At 45.7% G+C, this 23,367-nt stretch carries 23 protein-coding genes; 11 read left to right on the top strand and 12 right to left on the bottom strand.

Annotation, left to right across the window (positions count from 1 at the left end; genetic code table 11):
• Window positions 1–2 precede the first annotated feature (2 nt).
• Window positions 3–296, bottom strand: a complete 294-nt coding sequence (locus tag QW597_00200) for a TA0938 family protein (GenBank protein ID MEM0155017.1) — start codon at window positions 294–296, stop codon at window positions 3–5.
• Window positions 280–1,179 carry a C2H2 type zinc finger domain-containing protein gene (locus QW597_00195; GenBank protein ID MEM0155016.1) on the bottom strand — a complete coding sequence of 300 codons (900 nt, stop codon included), beginning with the start codon at window positions 1,177–1,179 and terminating at the stop codon, window positions 280–282. The genes QW597_00200 and QW597_00195 overlap by 17 nt, the downstream gene beginning before the upstream one ends.
• A gap of 129 nt (window positions 1,180–1,308) precedes the next feature.
• Between QW597_00195 and serS the strand changes: the two genes are divergently transcribed.
• From serS to QW597_00170, 5 genes are read left to right on the top strand one after another with little or no spacing between them, the layout of a single operon-like run.
• Complete coding sequence (gene serS / locus QW597_00190) at window positions 1,309–2,640, top strand: serine--tRNA ligase (protein ID MEM0155015.1); 1,332 nt, start codon at window positions 1,309–1,311, stop codon at window positions 2,638–2,640.
• Between the two features lie 58 nt (window positions 2,641–2,698).
• A complete protein-coding gene (uppS, locus tag QW597_00185; GenBank protein MEM0155014.1) occupies window positions 2,699–3,475 on the top strand; it encodes a polyprenyl diphosphate synthase in 777 nt (258 codons plus the stop codon).
• Window positions 3,476–4,780: a tRNA(Ile)(2)-agmatinylcytidine synthase gene (locus QW597_00180; GenBank protein MEM0155013.1), complete on the top strand. Its 1,305-nt coding sequence runs from the start codon at window positions 3,476–3,478 to the stop codon at window positions 4,778–4,780. It abuts the gene before it with no gap.
• Window positions 4,777–5,232 carry an AAA family ATPase gene (locus QW597_00175; GenBank protein MEM0155012.1) on the top strand — a complete coding sequence of 152 codons (456 nt, stop codon included), beginning with the start codon at window positions 4,777–4,779 and terminating at the stop codon, window positions 5,230–5,232. The genes QW597_00180 and QW597_00175 overlap by 4 nt, the downstream gene beginning before the upstream one ends.
• A 16-nt stretch (window positions 5,233–5,248) precedes the next feature.
• Window positions 5,249–5,860, top strand: a complete 612-nt coding sequence (locus tag QW597_00170) for a CDP-alcohol phosphatidyltransferase family protein (GenBank protein ID MEM0155011.1) — start codon at window positions 5,249–5,251, stop codon at window positions 5,858–5,860.
• Here the strand turns inward: QW597_00170 and glmM are convergent.
• On the bottom strand, window positions 5,849–7,213 hold the full coding sequence (gene glmM / locus QW597_00165) for a phosphoglucosamine mutase (protein ID MEM0155010.1): 1,365 nt from the start codon (window positions 7,211–7,213) through the stop codon (window positions 5,849–5,851). The two genes, QW597_00170 and glmM, sit on opposite strands and share 12 nt — an antisense overlap.
• A gap of 299 nt (window positions 7,214–7,512) precedes the next feature.
• Here glmM and QW597_00160 point away from each other — a divergent pair, with 299 nt between their 5' ends.
• Window positions 7,513–9,975, top strand: coding sequence for a hypothetical protein (locus tag QW597_00160; protein ID MEM0155009.1), 2,463 nt, complete (start codon window positions 7,513–7,515; stop codon window positions 9,973–9,975).
• A gap of 27 nt (window positions 9,976–10,002) precedes the next feature.
• Here the strand turns inward: QW597_00160 and QW597_00155 are convergent, their stop codons facing one another.
• A complete protein-coding gene (locus QW597_00155; protein ID MEM0155008.1) occupies window positions 10,003–11,082 on the bottom strand; it encodes a glycosyltransferase in 1,080 nt (359 codons plus the stop codon).
• Window positions 11,083–11,268: 186 nt separating this feature from the next.
• On the opposite strand from QW597_00155, the gene QW597_00150 reads away from it, so the two are divergent.
• Both QW597_00150 and QW597_00145 read left to right on the top strand, forming a co-directional pair.
• Entirely contained in the window at window positions 11,269–11,976 is a 708-nt protein-coding gene (locus QW597_00150) for an iron-containing redox enzyme family protein (GenBank protein ID MEM0155007.1), read from the top strand.
• 60 nt (window positions 11,977–12,036) lie between these two features.
• Window positions 12,037–12,453 (top strand): DUF296 domain-containing protein, encoded by a 417-nt coding sequence (locus QW597_00145; GenBank protein MEM0155006.1) that lies wholly within the window; start codon window positions 12,037–12,039, stop codon window positions 12,451–12,453.
• Here QW597_00145 and QW597_00140 read toward each other — a convergent pair whose 3' ends face one another.
• From QW597_00140 to hppD, 4 genes are read right to left on the bottom strand one after another with little or no spacing between them, the layout of a single operon-like run.
• Window positions 12,454–13,491, bottom strand: coding sequence for an iron-containing alcohol dehydrogenase (locus QW597_00140; protein ID MEM0155005.1), 1,038 nt, complete (start codon window positions 13,489–13,491; stop codon window positions 12,454–12,456).
• Window positions 13,488–14,630: a homogentisate 1,2-dioxygenase gene (locus tag QW597_00135; protein MEM0155004.1), complete on the bottom strand. Its 1,143-nt coding sequence runs from the start codon at window positions 14,628–14,630 to the stop codon at window positions 13,488–13,490. The genes QW597_00140 and QW597_00135 overlap by 4 nt, the downstream gene beginning before the upstream one ends.
• An 11-nt stretch (window positions 14,631–14,641) precedes the next feature.
• Complete coding sequence (locus QW597_00130; protein MEM0155003.1) at window positions 14,642–15,526, bottom strand: fumarylacetoacetate hydrolase family protein; 885 nt, start codon at window positions 15,524–15,526, stop codon at window positions 14,642–14,644.
• Window positions 15,527–15,529: 3 nt separating this feature from the next.
• Entirely contained in the window at window positions 15,530–16,615 is a 1,086-nt protein-coding gene (hppD, locus tag QW597_00125; protein ID MEM0155002.1) for a 4-hydroxyphenylpyruvate dioxygenase, read from the bottom strand.
• A gap of 707 nt (window positions 16,616–17,322) precedes the next feature.
• On the opposite strand from hppD, the gene QW597_00120 reads away from it, so the two are divergent.
• Entirely contained in the window at window positions 17,323–18,012 is a 690-nt protein-coding gene (locus QW597_00120; protein ID MEM0155001.1) for a chlorite dismutase family protein, read from the top strand.
• 32 nt (window positions 18,013–18,044) lie between these two features.
• A complete protein-coding gene (locus QW597_00115; protein MEM0155000.1) occupies window positions 18,045–19,496 on the top strand; it encodes a THUMP domain-containing protein in 1,452 nt (483 codons plus the stop codon).
• On the opposite strand, the gene QW597_00110 is transcribed toward QW597_00115, so the two are convergent.
• The 4 genes from QW597_00110 to QW597_00095 all read right to left on the bottom strand — a co-directional run bounded on the left by QW597_00110 (window position 19,467) and on the right by QW597_00095 (window position 22,749).
• A complete protein-coding gene (locus QW597_00110; GenBank protein ID MEM0154999.1) occupies window positions 19,467–20,129 on the bottom strand; it encodes a hypothetical protein in 663 nt (220 codons plus the stop codon). The genes QW597_00115 and QW597_00110 overlap by 30 nt on opposite strands.
• A gap of 40 nt (window positions 20,130–20,169) precedes the next feature.
• The gene (locus tag QW597_00105; GenBank protein ID MEM0154998.1) at window positions 20,170–21,513 is read right to left on the bottom strand and encodes a DHH family phosphoesterase; all 1,344 of its coding nucleotides are present in this window, start codon (window positions 21,511–21,513) and stop codon (window positions 20,170–20,172) included.
• Window positions 21,514–21,518: 5 nt separating this feature from the next.
• Window positions 21,519–21,956, bottom strand: a complete 438-nt coding sequence (locus QW597_00100) for a 30S ribosomal protein S15 (protein MEM0154997.1) — start codon at window positions 21,954–21,956, stop codon at window positions 21,519–21,521.
• A gap of 73 nt (window positions 21,957–22,029) precedes the next feature.
• Entirely contained in the window at window positions 22,030–22,749 is a 720-nt protein-coding gene (locus QW597_00095; protein MEM0154996.1) for a 16S rRNA methyltransferase, read from the bottom strand.
• Between the two features lie 105 nt (window positions 22,750–22,854).
• Here QW597_00095 and QW597_00090 point away from each other — a divergent pair, with 105 nt between their 5' ends.
• Complete coding sequence (locus QW597_00090) at window positions 22,855–23,367, top strand: TIGR00725 family protein (protein ID MEM0154995.1); 513 nt, start codon at window positions 22,855–22,857, stop codon at window positions 23,365–23,367.

The following is a 23,367-nucleotide window of genomic DNA, read 5'->3' as shown; positions in this document are numbered from 1 at the left end:
AATCATCTGTCCTCAAATTTCATCAGTCTTCCGTCTGAGTACGTTCTGAAATAGTATTTGTATTCAGAACCACCATTTCTGGCCTTACAGTTTCTACCCGATGAATAATTCCCAACAAGTTCAACGTAATCAATGCTGTTCCACCCCGTTCTCCTTTTTATCTCTGCCACCATGTTTCCGAAAATGTCCGCGCAGATGTTACAGCAGAATAACATCTTCTCCCCGTCAATCTCCCGGTAATACTCCCCCCATGTGGCATCACAGAGCGCGCAACCTTCCTTATTGTTTGTTTCCAAAGCTCTCACCCCTCTCAAGTCTTGCCTCTAGATAGCTGCTGAAAGCGTCAACGGACTTCAGGTAGGCGTACTGTATGCCCTCTGTGTCTTCTGGCTTCCTGTATTTTTCTACAAGGTCCAGCGCAATATAGGAATGAGAAACGTCCGCCTCATACCCTTCCCTGAGAAAATTCTTCACCGAGGTGGGGATATTATTCATGAGGAGAAAATCGGGATTGAAATACTGGTATTTTGCCCCATACCTGCCCAGGTCCCTGTTTGCTATTAGCTCTAGAGAATGCATCGCCGCCATTACCCGGATCCAACTCTCATTTCTTGCGAGCTGATCCCATGTTCTGGTGGCACTGGCTGTGGCTTTCAGCGGTTTTTCAGAGAGTATATACTCCCTACTCATGCCAAGTGCCTCACCCATCCTTATGAGCAGCTCGTGATGTGACGGTTCTTCGCTTCCATAACCATGAAGCTCTGTCATTATGTTATCCAGCTCGTAAGACTGAACGTCCTCAAAGTCGGTCTTGGCAATGACGTAGGAGCATGATTTTATCCACTGCTTTAGAAAATGGTGATGCTCCACAACATATCCTTTCATGACATCTGGGTTGTATGCCTGCATGGAGAGAATGAATGGGTGGGGCATGTCACCACGGAATCTTCTGATAAAATCCCTAATTATCCAGTTTTTCAGGTCACCATCACTCAGATGATAGTATCCGGCAAGCTTCTGTGCAAGATCCAGGTGGGGAGCCTTATTCTTGGTTATATTCCTGTTCAGCCAAGAAACGTGAAGGGAGTCACTCTTTTCAGCATACTGGTGGAAGTGATATGCCATATCTTCGTAATTATTCATGGGGAATTCAGCGTCGCATACAGGACATATGGGCATAAGATAACTAGCAAGATACGGTATAAATACGTTTTCTAGTTTCGGCCATGAATTGCGCGGACATGATCTCCAGAAGGAACGCCGGTTGATCTGTGAAAATTTATAACAGAGGCACCGATCGGCATTCAGATGATAGATGTTAAACTCCTGAGAGAGAACCCTCAACTGTTTTACGATTCCTGCAAAAAGCGCTTTTTCGACACCGCTATTCTGGACAAGTTCTTTACACTCGATTCATCGTGGCGAGATAAACTCAGGGAGATCAACGACATAAAACACAGCAAGAACCAGATTACGGAATCAATCTCTAAGGCAGTAAAATCAAGTGGGGATGTCTCGGCTGAAAGAGAAGCCGTTAAAGATCTCAACGCAAGGATTGCAGTGCTTGAGGCTGACCAGAGCAGGATATCCGAGGAGAGAGATACTATCCTCCGGTTGATCCCGAATCTTCTAAATGATGACGTTCCCGTATGCCAGGGGGATGAGAACAACAGGATCGTGAAGTATGTTGGGCATGCCACGGTGTATAAGGAAGATCTTCCAACGTTCCTGCGTGATTCCGGGAATTCCAGTGATTATGAAACCACAGACAGCCGACCGGTAAGTCACGTTGACATTATCAAGGATCTGGACATTGTGGATCTGGAACGTGCCGGGAAGATTTCAGGGGCCAGATTCTTCTTTATCAAGAACAGGCTGTTCAAGCTGGAGCAGGCACTGATAAATTATGCAACAGATTTCCTGGCAGACAGAGGGTTCACGGTTGTTGAGCCTCCGCTGATGATTAATTTTGATTCCATGGCTGGGGCTACCGATGTGGAAACCTTCAAAGAATCTCTTTACAAGATAGAGGGGGAAGATCTCTACCTGATAGCAACGTCTGAGCACGCCATTGCGGCAATGCTGAAAAATGAAACTCTCGAGGAAAACGAGCTTCCACAGAGGGTTGCAGGCGCTTCCCAGTGCTTCAGAAGAGAGGCGGGCGCACATGGGAAAGACAGCAAGGGAATATTCAGGGTGCACCAGTTCAATAAGGTGGAGCAGTTCATCTTCTGCAAGCCCGAGGATTCTTGGGATTATTTCGCTGAAATTCTCGCGAACAGCGAAGATATATACCAGAGCCTTAGATTGCCGTACCGGGTCGTGAATGTGTGTTCCGGAGAGCTGGGGTATCTCGCCCAGAAGAAGTACGACATGGAAGCATGGTTTCCTGCACAGGGGAAATTTAGGGAGATCGTTTCAATATCCAACGACACTGACTACCAGTCAAGATCGCTGGGGATAAAGTATCGCACCAGAGACGGGAACAAATTTGTGCATACGCTCAACGGGACAGCAGTCGCTACTAAGAGGATACTTGTAGCAATTATGGAGAACTTCCAGTACGACAACGGAAAAGCATTCCGAATTCCTGATGTGCTTGTTCCATATACCGGATTTGACCATATAGATCAGAAATGATGGCGACAATAAAAGAAGGAAAATTTGATTCGCTGTATTGCAATATCTTGGCAGAAAGATGGGCGTAACCTCTAAGTTCGGAGACTTCGTAGGTCAAATATATGAGAGAACTCTTCTGCAGGAGATTTCCCGCGATAAGGTTCCCAATCATCTCGGGATAATAACTGACGGTAACAGAAGATATGCGAGATCTTTTGGAATAAGCATCGACGAGGGCCATGTGGCGGGAAAGAACAAGCTGGAAAACGTTCTCGACTGGTGTCGGGAGGCTGGCATAAAGATCGTCACCGTGTATGCTTTCTCCACAGAGAATTTTCGCAGGGACGAAAAGGAAGTCAAATTTCTCTTCAAGCTGATAAACCAGGGCCTTCTTGACCTTATGAAAGACGAGAGGGTTCAGAAGTACCGCATTGGAGTCAAGGTCATTGGGGAAAAGGTCTATCTTCCAGAATATCTCATAGAGACAATCAAGAAAGTAGAACAGGAGACTTCTAAAAACAAGGATTTTAGGCTGAACCTCGCCATAGGATACGGTGGAAGAGAAGAGATCCTCAACGCAGTAAGAAGATTGCTCGATGACGGCATGAATGGACGTATAAAATCTTCAGATATCACGGAAGAGAAGTTCAGGCAATATCTTTACGACGGAAATACGCCAGATCCAGACCTGATCCTGAGGACGAGCGGTGAAGAGAGGGTATCAAATTTCCTGCTGTGGCAGAGCGCCTATTCCGAGCTCTACTTCAGTGATGTTTACTGGCCTGAATTAAGGAAAGTCGATTTTTTAAGGGCCATAAGGTCATATCAGATGCGAAAGCGGAGGTTTGGAGAATAGTTGTATCTGGCTTTTGACGATACTGACTCAAAGGACGGCATGTGCACCACTTATCTAATGGCAAGATTCCTGTCTGAAACAAGGTATTCCATAGTGGGGTTCCCGAGGCTTGTTAGGCTGAACCCAAACATAAGGTACAAGACCAGGGGAAACGGGGCGCTGATGGTGCGCATTGGAACCGGAGGGAGAGGAAACCCCAGTAAAATTGGAACTTATCATGGAAAGGATATTGTTTCGTACGAGGATGCAGTTGATGTTTCAGATCCGGGAGAAATCCTCGAAGAAATACTTGGTCTTATGGATATCCTGGCCAGATATGATGATCCGGAAACAAATCCAGGTGTGGTAATTTCGGGGAGGCAGTTTCCACCGTGGCTCTATTCTGAGGCTCTTATCCGGGAAGTCACCATGGGTGAGGTGGAGGAATTCCTCAGGGAACATGGCGCAACATGGGTAAAGAGGAAGAATGGAAGAGGTATTATCGGGTCGGCAGCTGCAATATCATGGCCTATGCATTCCCTGACCTATGAATGCATATCATACAGGGCTCCACATAATGTGCTGGATAACAGAACTAAAGTTGAAGCAGCGGAATATGCGGACTCTCTGCCAGGCACTTTCAACAATATAGACAGGGAGAATGGTTATGCTGCAATATTCCCAAGAGAGAGAACACCTGTGATGTATGGCATAAGATCGACAGGTTATGAGGGTCTGCTAGAAGAAACGGAAATAATGGACCGTAAGTTTGGTCTACAGAGTGAGGGAAAAATCCTATATGTAACGAATCAGGGAACTGACGATCATATACTCTTTGATCCGCTGGTGCTGAGGGAACTTGGGTCTTATAGTCTGGAGGGGGAAGTTTCAGGAAATCCATGGGTGATCGATGGGGGACACTACTTCGCCAACATTATGAATCGTAATCTTGAAGCGAGGATTTGCGCCTTTGAACCAACTAAGTCCTTCCGACGGATTTTTTCTCAGCTGCGATCTGGAGATCGTGTTCGTGTCTTTGGTTCATATGTGGATGGAGCTATTCATGTGGAAAAGATGCAGGTACTAGAGGTATCAAGGCAATTCTCCAGAGTATTGCCTTACTGCAATGAATGCGGTGCACAGATGAAGAGCAAAGGTGAAAGTGATTTCCGATGCCCCATGTGTGGGAAGAAGAAAAGATACGCTGAATACAGGGAGACCAAGAGAAAACTGTCAGCAGGATTCTATGATGTTCCCGTAATGGCGCGCAGGCATCTTTCGAAGCCATTTGAACTTGAAAATATGAAAGAGGAACCTGCACAATGATTTGCATATCAGGGGTTCCAGGCTCTGGAAAAACGACCATCTGTTCTTTACTCGTCTCCAAGGGTATGGATTGCAGGTCCGCGAACAGGGTTGCAGAAGATCTGGATTGCATAAGCAACGGTGCAGTCGACATCGATAAGATGAGGTCAAGAATGCCTCAAGTTGACGTTTTAGAAGGACATTACGCTCACTTGCTAGGCTGTGAAGCCGTTATAATACTTACTGCCCGTGAGGATATAATCAGGGAGAGGCTTTCAGCGCGGGGATATCTTAATGAAAAAATTGAGACAAATATCGATTCCCTTCTGGCAGATACGATCTACTATGAATCACTTGATCTGCTCCCCTCCGGAAAAATCTTCAGGGTTGATACCTCAGATATTTCTCCAGAACAGGCTGCGAATTTGGTAACACAGACCATAAGGAACCTCAGGATAAATAATAAATCCTAATTCCTGCTGAACCACTATGGTTCTCGATTCCATGCGTTCGCGAGTAGACCCTTATTTGCTTCCAATAGCAGAGAGATTCAGCAAAACAAGCCCTGATCTCATCTCGTATCTTGCCCTAGTTTTAGCTGCTCTTACTGGAATTTTCTACTATCTTTCGTCTACCTATTTCCTCATAGCTGCATTCATAGCTCTCCTACTGTCCTCTCTTTTCGATGCGCTTGACGGAAGGGTGGCGAGGCTCAGAAACTTATCCTCCAAAAGAGGGGACCTCCTGGATCACGTCTTTGACAGGTATGCGGATGTATTCATCATAACGGGAATAACGTTCTCTAGATTTGGAAGCGTTCCGATTGGCCTAGCAGCCATTATAGGTGTTATGCTCACGAGTTACATGGGTACACAATCCCAGGCTCTCGGGCTTAAGAGGAATTATTCTGGCATACTTGGGCGAGCCGACAGGCTTGTCTTCATACTGGTCGCAATTATGCTTCAGATTCTCATCTTATGGTCACATAATTACTATGGAGTGCGAGTTGACGTTTCTACCATACTACTCATTTGGTTTGCCATAGGTGGAAACATAACGGCAGTGATGCGGTTCAGGGATGCCTACAAATCACTTACCTGAGTTGACCGATTTAACGATATCAACGAATTCGTTCTCAAGGTCCGAGGCAGCATTCGGGTTCTTTGACTGAGAGTATACCCTCACTATGGGTTCAGTTCCAGATGGGCGAATAAGGACCCAGCCATCTTTTCTTATGACCTTTATCCCATCCATAAGATCGGTGACCTCTTCACTCAGCTTTGCAATTAGGGCATTCCTGACATCTGTCCATGGTCTCTTGAGATCGACGCTTCTCTTGATGAGGTGATACTCAGGTATCTGCTTCAATAGATCTGAAGGTGTTTTGTTGGTCTTGGCCATCAGTTCCAGAAAGAGCGCGACTGCCATTGCGCCGTCCCTGCAGTACTGGTGAGGACCATAGATTATTCCACCGTTTTCCTCCCCGCCAATCTTTGCTCCATTCTCTATCATTGTTCTAGAAACAATAGGTGCTCCAACCCTCGTTCTAATAAGCCTCGCTCCTGCTTCACGGCAAACGTCACCGATAGCATCAGAACTGCTGATCGGGGTGACTGCAATGTCCCCATTCTTGATCGAGTTCTTGGTGATCAGTGCAAGGGTTCTGTCTCCATCAATGAATTCTCCGGATTCGTCCAGTACTACCGCCCTGTCGGCATCTCCATCATGAGCGAAACCAACGGCGAATCCACCTCCCTTCATTATGGTCATGATCGATCCAAGATTCTCAGGTTTCGGCTCGGAGTGCCTGGCGCTGAACGTCCCATCAGGATTGGCGTTAAGGGAAACAACAGAACACCCAAGATGCTTCAGAAGATCCGGTGTGCTTTCATAAGAAGCCCCATTTCCGGTGTCCACAGCGACTCTGAATGCCTTACTCCTTATGAGTTCAACGTCTACCATCGACATAACTCCCTTGATATACTCCTCGACGGCACCAGAATATCTTCTGTACCGTCCGATAGATTTCCAGTCGGCACTGGTGAAGTCGTTATCATAATATAGCTGCTCGATACCTTCCTCACCTTCACTGGGCATCTCTGTTCCGTCTCTGTGAATGCACTTAATGCCATTGAAATGCGGAGGATTGTGCGAGGCAGTGATCACGATCCCGTACATTCCTTTCTTCTTACAGAAATACTGCAGTGCGGGTGTTGGAACTATACCCAGATCAAGGATATCTGTACCAGTTGACATGACTCCCGCTGAAACGGCAGATAGAATCATGTCTCCGCTTATTCTGGTATCCTTTCCTATGACTATCTCGGCGGAATTGACATACGTTCCTATTGATTTTCCAATTTTTTCGCAGAACTCCACGTTGAGGTCCTTGTTTGGCGTTCCCCTTATGCCATTTGTTCCGAAAAGTCTTGGACGTGCATCATTGCCGGACATATCAATAAGCATAACGATACCTGTAATAAATATTTCAAGAGTTTAAGGCACCACCTTTCTCAAATTCTGCTGTGCCAGATTTATTCATTGCAACACATTGTGAGACTAAGTTCAGCGACATCTGTTGAATATGGGAATAATTTGGGAAAATTTGCTAATTCCTAACGCTCTTTAAACATTTCAAAATACACTCGATAAGTTTATCACTGCCGGAACTGCAGTTCACAGGGTTAGCATTGGTGAAACAGGCACAATTTTCTTCATATAAAACTTTATCTGCTGTATCTCGTTATATTTGTATGGGAAAGTTAACGGGATACATCCTTGGCGTCTCAGGGGCTCTTCTTGTCTCATATTATGTCCTGTCGATCTATTACGCTCCGCTGATCAACTGGTTAGGCCCCTTTTTTGGAACGCCGATTATGTTTCTCCTGCCCATCCTTTTCCTGTTACTTGGAAATCCACTTGCATATCCTGTCCTTATTCTCGCGTGGCTGTTCATCGCATTAATGGTTGCGGTTGGAGCGCGTAAAGGAGGAAAAGCTGTGGGAACAGCATTCACGGTATATCTTTCCATTCTAGGGTTTCTTGTTCTGTCCGCACTGGCAATCGCCTTTGGACAGGGCGTACTCTCAGGAAACATTTTTGGAGGTTCCTCTCTTAGTTCGTTCGGGGGAATACTTGCCAATCCACCAGCGGGAACGAACCTTTACTCTCTTGAAAATGAACCGCTCATAGGTAACCTAGTTCTCATTTTCTCTTCATACGCAAACATCCTTGGAAGCAATCCCGCGGGTACAGGGTCAATAAGCACAAACGGTATAATAAGCGCAATAACAAACAACTTCCTGATATACATGCTCATAAATTTCATAGTTTTCCTGGTAGCTTCCTATATCCTCGGCAGGGTTATCAGAAGCTTTATACTGCCTAGGAGGAGTTTTGCCAAAGCGGCTTCACTATTGATAGTAATGGTGGTTCTCGTCAGTGGCGTATTCGTATTCACAGATGGAAATGGACAGTATCCGCTCCCAATTGCACAGAGCGGGACAGCGCAGTCAACGCCATCCCATGCTACTGGCATATCAATTTCACAGGCAATGTCCCTAGCACCATACAGTGCAAACTCTTCCATAGGTTCATTTACACCAGACGTTCAGAAGTCGTTTAACGCCGCTTATTATGCCGCAGGTGTCGTGGGAAAGTATGGCGGTGTCTACAATGTCTATGTAATGGCAGGTGGCGTTAATGCCAGTGGAAGTTCCAGCTGGTATAATACCGGTGCGGCCAGCCATTCATATTTTACCGTGGTTCTGTATACTTACAATCTTTCACAGGTAATCAGTTCGTTTGCTTCGGATTCGTTTGTAAATGGGACATCTAGCCTTGCTGGCACATCGACCCTTGCGAGCATTCTAAACCTTGTGCCCGGGATAGTGGTAGTGGAAGGATTCAACGGATCGACCACGCAATCATCGTCTCTGGCAAGCCAGGCAGCCTCAGGAATAATATCAGAGTCTGGTGGGTCTGGCGCAAAGCTTCTAATCAGCCTTAACGTGAGTTCTAATTCCAGTCTTCCAGGTTTCTCAGGGTCGCTCTATGTGTACGCCGGTGAGATGGCGTGGCCAGGCAGCCTGAATAGTGTTATTTCCCCCATAACAGGTGCAATGAATCAGAGTGGTCCCCTCACTATGTTTGAAAATGGCATGAGCAGCGGTTATCTCATTCCTCAGAGGACTTCAACCAGTATGAATGGGCTAATCATGGTCGCGGGGGTTGTCAATCCATCACTGTTCAACTCATCCTTGCTGTCACAGTTTGGATTCAACGGTCTCAACGGAACTCTTACTTTAGACAGGATAGTGTTCGCCGGAGGCATATTCTATAAAGCTGACGTATTTCATTCCTCAGCCTCACCGAAGACAATACAATACTCAAAAATTTTCAACTATGCGGATTCCGTAAATTTCACGTCCAACAATATAGTGTATGGCCTCACGGTTGGATACCCCCAGATAGAGTCAATTGCAGGCAACAATGTTAGTGGGTATAATTTCACTACATATACCACCATTAGAAATTTTACTGACCCTTTCAGGATGAATGGAATCAACTTCAGCGCGGTGCATATGACTGTGCCGTATTACCTTGATATGGGATCAATAAGCCTGTCCACCAACGCGGTTTTCCCCGCAAATATAAGTATGGTGATTGAAGCTGCAAGTATTGGAAAGGGGCTCTACAGGATCAGCACCATTTTGACCAATAGGGATACGGACACACTGACTCAACTGAGCCTGAGTGAAAACAGCACTATTTCCATGTATAGGGGATACATGAACCTGACTGGTGGGTACTCATATGTGACTGCTCCCTCACTAGCCCCAGGAGCTTCCCTCAACCTGACGTATCAAGTTTCCCTGAAGAATTTCGGATCTTATGCCATCGCGGCTCCGAACATCAATTACACTTCAAGTGGAATACGTTTCAACGTTACCGGCAGTCCTGGAACCATAGCCGTTGCACCCCCGAACTTCCTGCAGGCACTGGTGGCAGTGGAAGCTGGAGCGTTTTCCTTCCTTGGAAATTCATCTCCGTTCAGCGTAATCTTCCATCAGATCACACCTGGCTTTTACCTATTCGAGCTCATAGCCCTGCTTATACTCTTTCTAGATGTATATATCGAGGTACGAGCGTACAGAAGATGGAAAGCGGTCAGGAAAATGCATGAGGAAATGCCTCCACAACAGAAAAATCCATGATATTTGCCGTGATCGGTGGTTATTCACTCATTTTATTGGATACTCCCGTCCTCTCCACGTAATCTTTTTCATTTTTTTTGCTGCAATAAGGTTGTACAGATACAGGTAAGGGATTCCGAAGCTCATCAGGAAGGCAAACAACCTGTTTTCCCTGCTTCTCCTCGCATTCTTAAATGCAGTTATGACTGAAGGAAGAAGGAAGACGAGAAATAACGGTGATACGAGGAGAGACATCACTACTGAGCTAATCAGCAGGAAATCTGTAGATCCGAAGAACAAGACGCCGTACTGGAACACTCTTGGCGAGGAAGACTCTGAAAGGGCAGTCTGCCTGTTTGCCCACTCTAGAAACACGCTGAAATTATCGGTAGAGTTTATGACTGGCTGTGCCAATCTTGAATAGAATATTTTCTTCCCAGATCTCTTGACAAGCTTTGTAAGCGCTATGTCATCGGAAATAGACGAACTGAATTCACGCATGTCATTTTCGGAGGCTATTAGATTCTTGAGAAACGCAAGGGATCCTCCCCAGCCAAATCTTGTAATTTCGGATTCCATCATACCAACGCCCACAAACCCCCAAACCATTTTCACCTTTGACCAGAATCCGCCAACCGGCTTGAAATAAGGGAAAGCCGTGACAAGGCCATATTCCCCACGAGACAATGGAAATACAAGGTGCCTCAACCACTCTCTTCCAACCAGGATGTCAGAATCAGCAATGACATAAGCATCATAGTCGGTGAGTTTAGAAATGGCTGTGGAAATCGCCCTGACCTTTCCGCTGCATCCTTTGCAAATAAATTCGGATTTAATGACAGGGATGCCGGTTTCCTTTAGAACTGGAATTGCCGGATCTTCCATTTCATCGACCACTGCAACACAACTGAATCTGTCGTAGTTCTGATCCATTATGGATGCGATATTTTCCCTGAGCGAGAAGTCAAGGCCGCGGCAGGGAATTATGACCAGTGTTCTCAGCCCTGCATTTCCGGGAACTTCAATGTTCCTATTACGGTTGCCAATGGAGATCAGGAGCAGACCAAGAAAGGTCAGTGAAAGAAAGCCTGTGAAGGCATAAAATGCAAATTCGTACAGCGAAAACATCATCAACTACCTACGATCAGGCAGAAATATCTCCAATATAATAATCTCTCCTAGCTTTGAAGTATTGTTTCTCTGCCTTTTCCATAGTGATCTGACATCTCAGAACTCAGAGGTATCTGACTGCTACTCCGCATCGGCAATCAGAAAGATTTTATAGAGATATTATCATGTAATACAGGGAATAATATGACTCAAGAAGTGTCCAATGACTTTTATGGAGAGATGTACGGTTTTGTTAAGAGGCACAGCGCAATAAACAACGAATTCATAGACCGTTTTGCGAGAGGCGACATTACGGTTTCTGAATTCAAGCGTTTTTCACAAGAGTTCTATCATTTTACTCGCGAGTGGGTATCAATACTTTCAGTACTTCTTGTTAATACGCCAGATGAGAACGACGCGAAGAACCTGACCACGATCCTCGTGTCGGAACTCGGTGACATGGATCCGACAAAGAGGCATGAACTTCTGTACAGGAAATATCTCAGAAGCATAGGAATGGAACCTAGGGAAATCATGGTCAGGAAACAGGTCCCGTCAACAAAGGCATGGCTCGACGGCATGCGAAAGTATTTCGGGAGCGACCACTTCGAAGCTCTCGGCGCAGAGTTTGGTCTCGAGAACATGGCGATACCAATGTGGGACAAGATTCTGGCGGGCTTCAAGGTATGGAAACAGAAACATCCTGAATATGCAGGCATGGATATAGACTACTTCACATTTCACAGGGAACTGGAAGAGCACCATGAGGAGGCGATGGAGGATGTCCTCGGAGCTCACAAGGATGATCCAGTGGCCCAGAAGAAATTCATGACCGGAGCGGACGGAATACTGAGACTTGAGGAAAGGTTCTGGATCGGGCTTGGGGATAAGAATAACAGATCGAATGCCTGAAACAATAAAAACCAAAAATTTTCTGTATCAACCTTTTATCATTTGCCGGAATGAAGTGCCATGATGCATGCACGTGAGAATGACAGCGTTATATTGAAAATTGAGAGTGGGGAAGACGTTTTTCAGGCTCTGGAGAAAGCAGTCAGTACATATGAAATAGGATCGGCCACCATCCAGTGGGGAATAGGAACGCTTCATGACATAGTGGTTGGATATTTCAACGGGAGGGAATATGAAAAGACCACATATAAAGAAAGCGCTGAGATAGTATCATTCCACGGCTCCATTGCCTCAAATGACCCGAGATTCCACATTCACACTTCATTTGCCGTAAGGGATCATTCAGTTCACGGTGGGCACCTTTTTTCAGCAGTCGTAGCCCCGCTTCTTGAAGTAGAGATCCATGTGTTAGGAACCGTGAAACTTGGCAGGAAACGTAGCGAAGGAAGCGGCCTGAAAGAACTTTACATCCTGTGATTACATGAGGCTGCGTAATAGCTTTCTGACCTCCGGATTGTCATCCTTGAGTTCGGTCATTATTGTAGGCAGTTCCTCCTCCGTAACCCCGTAGTCTGAAAGCTTGCTGTTGAAGCCAAGACCTTTGATGAAATATTCTACCATATCTGCGGAAAGCATCGCCGTTTCCTCGGATTCCTTCCCTTGACCTCTTAGGTTTATTGATATCAGGGACAGTTCTCTCCACTTTGTCCTGGCATAAAATCTCATCACGGCAGGTAGCGTTATGCAGGATGTTATTCCATGTGGGATTTTGTATCGTGCGCCTATGACTTTTCCTATACGGTGGCTAAGCCCCATTGAAGCATCATAAACATCAAAATATGAGTACCAGGATGCAAGCTGGCATTCCATAAAGTTCTGCTCGCTTTTTCCGCTCAGGTTCTCGAAGAGTTTCTTTATGGCTATGAGGGAAAACGTTATTGCAATCTCTCCAATCTTTTCCGATATAAGAGTCTCAACGGCATGATCCAGAGCGCGAATGCCGGTAGATCTCCACAACCATTCAGGAGTTTCCTCAGGCCCGGTTGGATCAAGAATAATGTACTGCGGAGTCAAGTATTTTTCTCTTATGCCTTTCTTAGAGTTATTCTGCGTGTACCCGGCAATGTGGGAAAATTCAGCCGATGAGAGTGTAGTAGGTATTGCAATTTGAACAAGCTCCTTCTTCTTTGAAAAGTGTTTTGCAGCTTTCGAGGCGTCAATTACGCTTCCCCCGCCGACAGATATGATCAGGTCAGCGTTTGTTCTCTTAAGCATCTCAACAAGTTTGTTGATCTTCTCCTTTGGAGTGTGTTGTGTCATTTCCCTGTATTCGGAAAAAGGGATGTTAACACGTTTCAGTACAGCAGCATAAAATCTCGTCTTGGACACCGAAGGAGAAGTTACCACAATTGCCCTTGAACCCCCAGCCTCCTTTATGAAATCGTTAATTTTCAGTATGCTGTCCTTTCCATAGGCCACCGACCTTATTGGGATATAGTTGTAGGTGTATATCATTTATACCAGGACTTCATATATTCTTTGTCCTCAATATTCTCGGCATCAGCCGTAAGCTGAAGAGGATCATAAGCTTCAACCATCACAGCCACTTCGTCTGTAGATTCCACTCCAATGGCTTTTTCTATTGATCCGGGTTGCGGTCCATGTATCAATCCTCTAACGTGCAAAGTTATCGACCCGGGATTGATCCCTGTCCTGCTCATGAAGTTTCCGGTCGAGTAAAACAGAACCTCGTCCGTATCTATGTTGCTGTGGTAATAAGATATTGGTATGGCCCTAGGATGGAAATCGAACTTCCTGGGAAGGAACGTTCCGATCATGAACGACTTTCCGCTGAACGTTTCGTGGACGGGTGGGGGCTGATGAAGTTTTCCAACGATGGGTGAAATCTGGCTAACGTTTATTGCATATGGATACAGGTACCCATCCCAACCTACCACATCGAACGGGCTTGTGTCTCGTTTCTCGACTAGGTAGTGGTCTCCATAATCAACCCATACTTCAAAATTCCCCCTATCGGAAGATGGCTTCTCTATTTTTGGCACTCTAATATCCCTGTCATAATATGGAGCGCCTTCTTTCAACTGCCCATAACCGTTAAGGTATCTGGTAGGCATTGAGATCATGTCTCTCGACTCAATGAAGAACGATTCAAAATCACTACTGCTGTCCAACCTGTATGTAGTCCCCTTTGGAATGTACAGATAATCTCCCTTTAGGACGTCAAGAGAACCAAGCATGGAGTGAAGGGTTGCTATACCTGAGTGTATGTAGAAAAGCTGATCATGCAAGGCGCTCCTGAATAGCCTTTGTGTCCGGGACTCCGGCTTCAGGATACCCATAGACATTCTGCTGTTGTACAAAAGATAAGTCCTACTGTCAATAAAGTCCCCAGATCTTTCGCACTTCTCCGACTCAATGTGTCTATGCTTGTATTCCTCTGTGCCGGAAACGATCTGTTTCTTTTCTGATCTGCTTACAGAAGCCACTCTAGTTGGCTCCCCGGTATGATATAGGAGCGAAAACGGCCCTTCGAAACTTTCCTCGCCAAACAGCTCTTCTCTTAGCAACTTTTCCCTCTTCTCATAGGTATGTCTGCTTTCCGGCATTTCCCCCTGCCTTACATAATACACCACTCTATTACCTCCTAAACCACTACGTTTTCAAGCTGACCAATGAGATCAGCAGAAAGTATGATAACGTCACCGCTCTTCAGCCAAGGGTGATCCCCAGATTCCAGGATACATCCAGTACCAACCGTGCCTGTCATTATCACATCTCCCACTCTCAGCCTCGATTCAAGCGATGCCCATTCAATCAATTTCTCTATATCCCAAAATATGCTATTGAGGTTTGCGGACGAATATGTTGAACCATTCACCGAAGCAGTCATTTTCAGGTTTATCTTTCCATCCCTCTGCTTTCTCTGTAAAATTTCGTCAGCGGTAACGATAAGAGGTCCCAGGCTGGTTGCAAAGTCCTTTGCCTTGGCAGGTCCGAGGCCAACTTTCATCTCCTCCCGTTGAATATCTCTTGCGCTCCAGTCGTTGGCGACGGTTAAACCGAAAACGTAATGCCAGGCATCTTTTGCCTGAATGTTTTTTCCATCTCTGCCTATCACCACCGCAATCTCAAGTTCAAAGTCCATTTCCCTGGTGTAAGAAGGGATAGGTACGGTGCCTCCAGACGGGTAGAGATTCGAGGTGTTTGAGAAATAAAATACGGGAAATTTGTACCATTCGGGTACCATGTCAAGCCCTCGTTTTTTCCTTGCCTCTCTTACATGTGTCTCGAAGGCATAAAAATCTCTTATTGACCGTACATCGGGCAGCGGGATGAGCTTGTCCATTGTGCTGAAGTCACCTGCCGCTTCCCGCGGGATATGGTCTACAAGCAATGATGGAAGATTGTAGAATTCTCTCTCGACTCTTTCAGGTGCCATACCTAGCATACTGTGTACTGGGTAAGCTTTCCCATTCTCAACGAGAACTACCGTCGGTTCATTTCTGTGCAGGACCCTGGCAATTTTCATGCTTCAGAGATTCCCTCTTTTCTGCTGCTCAAGTTCAATTGACTCAAAAAGTGCCTTGAAATTCCCGTTTCCGAATGAGATTGCTCCCTTTCTCTGTATGATTTCATAGAAGAACGTGGGCCTGTCTCCCATAGGCTTGGTAAATATCTGTAGGAGGTATCCATTTTCATCCCTGTCAACCAGGATCCTCAGATTTCTGAGTTTTTCCATATCTTCGCTTATGGGACCCACTCTCTCTTTCAGATCCTCATAATAGGAATCTGGGGTGTAGAGGAACTCTATGCCTCTGCTCTTCAGGTCTGAGACAGTCCTTATTATATCGTCTGTTTCCAGGGCTATGTGCTGAACTCCTGGAGAATTGTAATAATCCAGATACTCCTGTATCTGCGACTTTTTAAGGCCATACGCGGGCTCATTTATGGGGAATATGATCTTTCTGTTGTTGTATTCTACCACCTTTGATTTTAGAGCCGAATACTGTGTGCTTATCTGCTTGTCGTCGAAGCTTATGAGCTGCCGGAAACCAAAGCCATCTATGTAGTACTTTACCCAGTTTTCCATATATCTCTCTTGGACGTTCCCGACAACATGGTCTATGCGTTTTATTCCAACAGACTTTGAGTCGCTTTCCACCTCCTGAAAATCGGGAGGAAGGATATCATCATACTCTGAATAATCCGTTATCGTATGGACAGTTTCTCCGTAGGTGGGAGCGATGGCTTTCCTGATCTTTCCAGAATTTGTTTTTATGGTCTCCACCTTTCCCAGCTTCACCACATTTCGCTTCCCAACTTCTTTTGCTGTTTCGTCGATGTTGTCTGCCTTGAGGGAGATGTCCTTCACGCCATCTCCGTGTTTTCTCACGTGTTCTGCAATGGGAGAATTCTGATCAAGGAAGCTTGTCAGCTTGAGTTTAACGGATCCCTGGCCAAGGAGGTATGACACACGATCCCGGACGCCGGTTTCCGGGCCGGCATAGCCGAGGAGGTCAAATCCCATGGCATTTCTGTGAAAGTAAGCCCATTGTTTTGCAGATCCCACGTAAAACTCGACAGCGTCGATGGAGTCAAGAATCCTTTCGGAAGACATGATTATACATGAATGGGTGAATAAAAAGGTTTTTCGTTGATAAATACTGGCTTGGCATGCACAGATATGTATGTTTACTGAGTAATGATTCTAATATCATATTAACACAATTCTATAGCTCGACTGGAAGGTACTTTTCGCCATATGGTTGATCTTAATTCAAACCTGTCCTTCGCTCATATGGTGCTTCCTATTACGGCGACATGGCGCGGTGTAGACCAATTTATCGCGGCAAATTTGATAGTGAAGTGAATGAAAATAAGCGCAAATCTGCATTGAGAGAATACAAGAGTCATAACGCGATGGTATCGGGGCGCAGCAACGCGTGTGAATGAAAAGCCTCTTGTTCTCATTTTCAGGGCCGTTCTGTCTATTGGTTTACGGCAACGTTACCAGGGATCACTCAATTCCGCCAACAGTTGCGTGAGTTATTTTACTGCCGGGCGCTCGTAGCCGTTTATCCAACAGAATCCATTTCTCTGATCAATCATCTGATAGGAGAGGTTGGTGGGATTATTAACCGGGGAATGATAGATTAAAATATCTATGTCGTCAAAATGATCAGGTTCTGCCAAAGAGATACTTCTCCGCTTGAAAAGGGCAGAATTTGATCACACTGGCAGTTATACTGCTATATTATTTTTCTGACAGTGCAGTGCTGTAATGGAAAAATCTAACTAATAACTGGCAATGTGGAACAGATCAAATTGGCTGAAGAAATTTATATGATGGTAATTTCCTACAGGTTCAGGTCCCCATTCTTTACCCTGACCATGGAGAAGAGGTCCTCTCTCTCCACTGGTGTGGCCGACATTATCAGCAGCTTCTCAAAGGAAACTACGAACTTCCTCTCCTATCGATCGATGAGATATGATGGCGACATTATTTTCTGGTGCTCCTCCCACAGTCCAGAAACCCTGGAGTCCATAAAGTATACGCTTAATGACAAGTTTACAGGCTACCTAAAGGCAAATTATAGCATGATATCACTGTACGAAGATTCTCCCTATCTCAAGCCAGGGCTTGCTCTTGACGATACACTGCGTCAGGATCCTATGAAGTATTTTGTCGCCTATCCGATGAGCAAGGAACCTGAGTGGTATCTCATAGACTACGAAGAGAGGAAGAAAATCATGGCGGAACACATAGGGATGGCTCTTGCTGACCCTGAAGGAAGATCCGTGAGATCCTACACTACCTATTCATATGGACTCGGCGATCAGGAGTTTGTAGTAATCTATGAAACAGACTCACTGGCCGCATGGTCACATGCAACTAAGAAGCTCAGGGAGGCCAAAGCCAGGAAGTGGATTATAAATGAGACTCCCATACTTGTTGGGATACACAAGGCGGCAGGTGCATTGCTTCTTAACGATCAGAAACGTGAATCCTCATAAACCCTTTTAATTCAGTATAAAATTACCTGATCGTGTACATCATCAGGTATTCCGAGATAGGCCTGAAGGGAAGAAAGGCAAGAAATGAGATGGAGAATCTCCTTGCCAGAAACGTTTTGAAGAGCCTCAAAAACCACGGCATTGGAGGCACAGTAAAGAAGGAATCCGGAAGAATCCTGATCTATCCAGATAGAGAAGACGGGAAAGCTGAACTGGCCATTGAATCTACAATGGGGGTGAAGTCATTTTCCCGGTGCATAGAATATCGGGCTGAAAAGTTCGAGGAAATTGTTGAAATTGCAAAGTCACACTTTTCTGATGCCGTCAGGGGTAAGAAATTCGCTGTAAGATCCAGGAGGAGTGGAAATCAAAATTTCACCTCGATGGACATCGACAGGGCAGTGGGGTCCGCTCTATATGATTATTCAGCGGGGGTTGATCTCCACAACCCCGATATAGAGATCGGTCTAGAAATCAGGGATTCGCTTCTATTTCTTTATGACAGGATAATAAGGGGACCGGGGGGACTGCCTCTTGGTTCACAGGGAAAGCTCATCAGTTTGATGTCAGGAGGCATCGATTCACCTGTGGCCACTTGGATGATGATGAAACGCGGCTCACCATGCGACATAGTTTTCATTTCGCTGGCTCATCCCGTGGATACTGTTGCATTTCTGAATTCTGCTACAAAACTCCTTGGAAGATGGTGTGTCGGGTATGATCCCATGTTGCACATAATCGACGGCAGGCCTCTGATAGAAAAGTTGTCAAATGAAGACCGGTACCACTATCAGAATGTTGAGTTCAAGAAGGTTCTTTACTTGATAGCTCAGGGCCTGGCGCAGGAATATGGCCACCTGGGCATTGTTACAGGAGAATCCCTTGGGCAGGTTTCTTCACAAACTGCAGAGAATCTCGCTGCTCTTAGCCATGGCATGGACATTCCAATATTCAGACCGCTGATCGGCATGGACAAGGATGAGATCGTGGACATTGCTAGAAGAATAGATACACTCCCTGACTCAGACCTGGGCGAATTCTGCTCGTTGTTTGCGGACAGGCCGATCACGAAGATTCGCGCGGACACGCTTGAAGATGATATGAGAGGCCTCGACTTAACAGAAAACCTTGTGAGGAACAGGTTCTCATTGCGTTTCTCGGAAATAGAAAAGTACAAGGCCTCGATCATGGATACCGCCGATACTGTGAAGGGTATACAGCCCAATTCCATTGTTATTGACCTTAGAAGTGCAGCAAGCTATGATCAGTGGCATTACCCTGGAGCGATCAGTGCAAGTCTGGGTGATATTGGGGAAATATTCTCCAAGCACGGAAAGGACAGAGTTTACATAGTTTATTGCAAGAAAGGCCTACAGAGTGCCAATGCCGCTTCAAAGATAAAATCTCTGGGTGGAAACGCTTTCTATTCCAACGAAACATCCATCAGGAAATTATCAGGATCCGCTCTGGCTGGAAAGGGCTAGTTTCTGAATGGTTACAAATTCTTTCTCGAAGACATCTTTTCTGCTGAATTTTCTTGGAATTTCCATCGGATAACTGTTTCCCTCTATGAAGGCTATTCTGGCTGCGGAAAGCGCATTGTCATGTATCCTGTGCGGTACGCTTGTGTTAGATTCATCCACCACAGTCACTCCGATGTTTGTGCCCCCTAAAGTATCCATAATCTCCATACGGTTTGGCCTGTCCCCGTTACCCATTTTTATTGATATGTTTCGGTAGGCATAGAATTCAGCAATATCAGATACCTCCCTGCCAATGCTCTTGATGTCGGGGCATTCAAATGCCTCCATCAAAACGCCATCTGCTGTGACGGCTATGCCGGGTTTCGGCCCCGGATCAATGCCAATGATCACCCTTTCAAAATGATACCTGTTAAGCAATCGTGGGAGGGCCATTCGTATAGCGTGCTTTGCCTCCACAGACTTGACCTGTTTCGGAATGCTCAAATCGCCTTCTGAACTCAGGACAACAACAACGTCTGGCGGAATTCTTTCAGGGTCCTCAATGCTCACAAACGGCAAATCCCACTCCTTCAGGCGAAAGATTACGTCGTGATAAAACTTGAAGTCCTGGGTAAATATTCCTATCCGACCCATTCAGTTGCCTATGCGCATATGATTTAAATGTTTTGTGTCTTCAGGTAGTAGCCCCAGAAAGCTGTCCCTTCACAAGATCGTTTGCAATCTCGACGAACTGTTTTTCTTTTCCTCTAGGTATTACGGCTCCAGCAGCTATATCGTGACCGCCTCCGCTTCCACCAACCTGCGTGGCTGCCTCTCGCATTACCACTGATAGGTTGAGCCCCATCTGCACGAGCTTCCTTGTTCCGCGGGAGGATACCTTAGTGTTTTCAGATCCAGCATTGAAGCCGATCAACGGTTTGTCCTGTTTAAGCAGGTAAAGCGAGAGTATTCCGCTTATGGAACCCGTCATTTCACCTTCAGGGGCATAGAAGTACCTTATGCTGTCCTGTTCATATATGTCTTTCAATACCCTGTAGGTGTATTCAATGAGCTTTGTCCTAGATATCCTCCAGTTTGATATCATCTCATCTTTCACGGATTCGTCACCTAGGAAATACTGAACAGGAATAGAGTTCTTCCCTATCTTGCTGTTGCCATCAACTATGCTGCTGATCTCTTTTGATGAATACCCAATCTCGTTGAACCTCACTATATCGTTTTCAAGGTACTTCATGGCTTCCAGACCGACGTTCTGGCTAATCAGCTTTGCCGCCAGGGCATTTGACAGGGTGCTTTTATCGTTATCCTGAAGATCATAGACACTTGACTCTGGATCTATTCCGAGTCTTGAAAGAAGTCCGTTCACGTTTTCGGGGTTTCCGGTAAGATCACTGAAGAATGGATCAGTGGAATACGTAATGGCATCCTTGACTTTACCGCCCTCCAGGTTGAGGGTATGAACCGTTTCATAATCTTTTCCGTACTCCCGGCCAAGGGTTTCATTAATTCCCCTGAGTCCCCCAATATCCTGTTTATCGGCTATGGCCCCTGAAATGAAAAATGGGTAGAGATCCCTGTTCCCCTCGTCCAGTACAAGAGCCATGAGAAAAGCCATCGTTGAACCGCACGCTTCGCGGGTTCCGTCTATGCCAAAATCTCTGGCATTAATGTTGAGGCCCTTTATGGTGGACTTGTTGTAAAAATGATGGTCCAGAATAATGAGTTTTTCAATGTCCGGGACATATTGTGCCTGATCTGATCCTGCATCAACTATTATGGCCAGGCGGTCTGGGTCTTCCTCTATCCTTCTCCTGAAATTCTCGCCATCAAGGTTCTTTATATATCCCAGGTGAAACTTTATGTTCAGTCTTTTCAGGGCTGCACAGATAACCATCGCCGCGCTAGTCCCATCACCGTCATAATGAGCAATGACACGAACATAATCAGAATTCCTTATCAGGGTAGAACCCCGGTAAAGAAGTTCATACAATTTCTGGTCAATTATGTCCTTTAGCATCTTTCTTACAGCACTTTACTGAGGTTCCATTCAGGTGCAATGCTGCCCTTGCGCTTGTAATACCTCACAAGTCTAAGCATTTTTGACATTATGAGCATCTCTCCCCTTATGTTGCTCATATCTTTCCTGTTGGACTCTGTATGTTTCCTCACGTTCTTGTACCTGTTTATAAGATGGCTCAGATCCTCGGGAAGGTCAGGTTTTATCCCATTTTCCCTCAATACGGAGCCAATCTTCTTGCCAAGGATAGGCTTAGATCCGGGGACGCCGTATTGATCCCTCAGTCTTATCCCTATCAATGAATTCGAAAGTCCCTGCTTGTTCAAATCTAGAATAGACTTAGATATTTCTTCATCGCTTACGCTTAACCATGCGGGTCTTCCCTGACCATAAACCCTGTTCGATCCGGATTTTCCACGCTTCCTTGTATGCATTCGTGCCATTAACAGTATCTCCTGGTTTTAACTTCATAACAAAGGTATTAATCAATATTATGACCAGAATGACCCTTTGACGTCAGATTTCTCTGCTTCCTCGCGGCAGGCGATCCAGAGAATAACCTTTCATGAAGTCGTTTTTCCTTTCATACTCCGTTATGACTTCCATCGCCACAGACCAGATGGTCAGTTCTTCCCTGAAAATTGTACGCCTTCCATATTGACCAAGATCTGACTTATAATTGCCTTCAGAGAAACCACCTATCACAACCACTAGGTCGCCGGGTTCTCTAACCACCTCGCTGACGCTGGATATCTCTCCACCAGGTGCAAGTACCACAACATGTTGCGCGGATTTTCCTAATGCGTCATGAACGGTGCCATCCCGGATCGATAGGAGGGCCTTGCCATCAGCAACTATTTTTCTCTCTGAAAATAGTTTCTCAAATAGCCCGATGAACCTGTTGTAGGCTCTCGGGATTCTCGTTTCCGGGGAAACATCTATTATCAGGTTATTTCTTGTATGTATCATTATCCTCAGGCTGCCGATCTTGTTCAGTATGGACTCTAGGGCGACCAACATAAGTATATGAATGATGTCGGGTCTGCCTCTGCGTCTTGATTCTCCAGGAAAATATCTCTCGATGGAGGCGTGCATAAAATTGGAATCGAGAATCATGTTCTCAGGGCGTTTCTTCCTTTCTCTTGAAATCTTCTGTATGGAGTAGTCCTCCCTCATCTCAATGGGGACGGTTTCAAGTTCAGCATCTGCTATGACGATGGTGAGCACGCATACCACAATCCGTCACCGGAATTATACGTATCGATCTCTATATTTATGCACAGGATCAGGCACATTGATATGAGAAGTAAGCTTTAATGAGTTACAAGTACTCTTCCTCTTGTGTATAATATATCCGTTATAGGCGGAAGTAACATTACAGATGAAAACTGCCTCATTGCACACAGGGTTGGCGAATTGCTTGCTGAGAACACGGCAGTTGTGTTTTGCGGCGGGCTATCCGGGGTAATGGAATGTGTCGCTGAAGGTGTCAGGACCAAAGGTGGAATTGTGGTGGGAATTCTTCCCGGGTACAGCCCCGTTGAAGGGAATTCCCACTTGACCGTATCCGTACCGACTGGCATGGGATACGCCAGGAATTTCCTTGTGTCGAGGGCAGGAGAGGCTATCATCGCCATTGATGGGTCCGCCGGTACGCTTTCAGAGGCTGCTTTTTCCATAAGCGAGGGAAAGGATGTCATCTCTCTGAATTCCACTGAGATCGTGCCAAGAAAGAAGCAGGAAGGCAGATTTATTTCTGTCTCTACTCCGGAAGAAGCAGTTACGCAGGCGATGAAGTCCGCTGAAACTCACAGAAAGAAATTTATGGAAATAATGAGGAACCTGAAAGACTAA

This window comes from Thermoplasmataceae archaeon, assembly GCA_038729425.1.
Taxonomy (GTDB): Archaea; Thermoplasmatota; Thermoplasmata; order Thermoplasmatales; family Thermoplasmataceae; genus B-DKE.
Note: the sequence above shows the minus strand (reverse complement) of the source record. Positions and strands in the feature narration are given on the sequence as shown.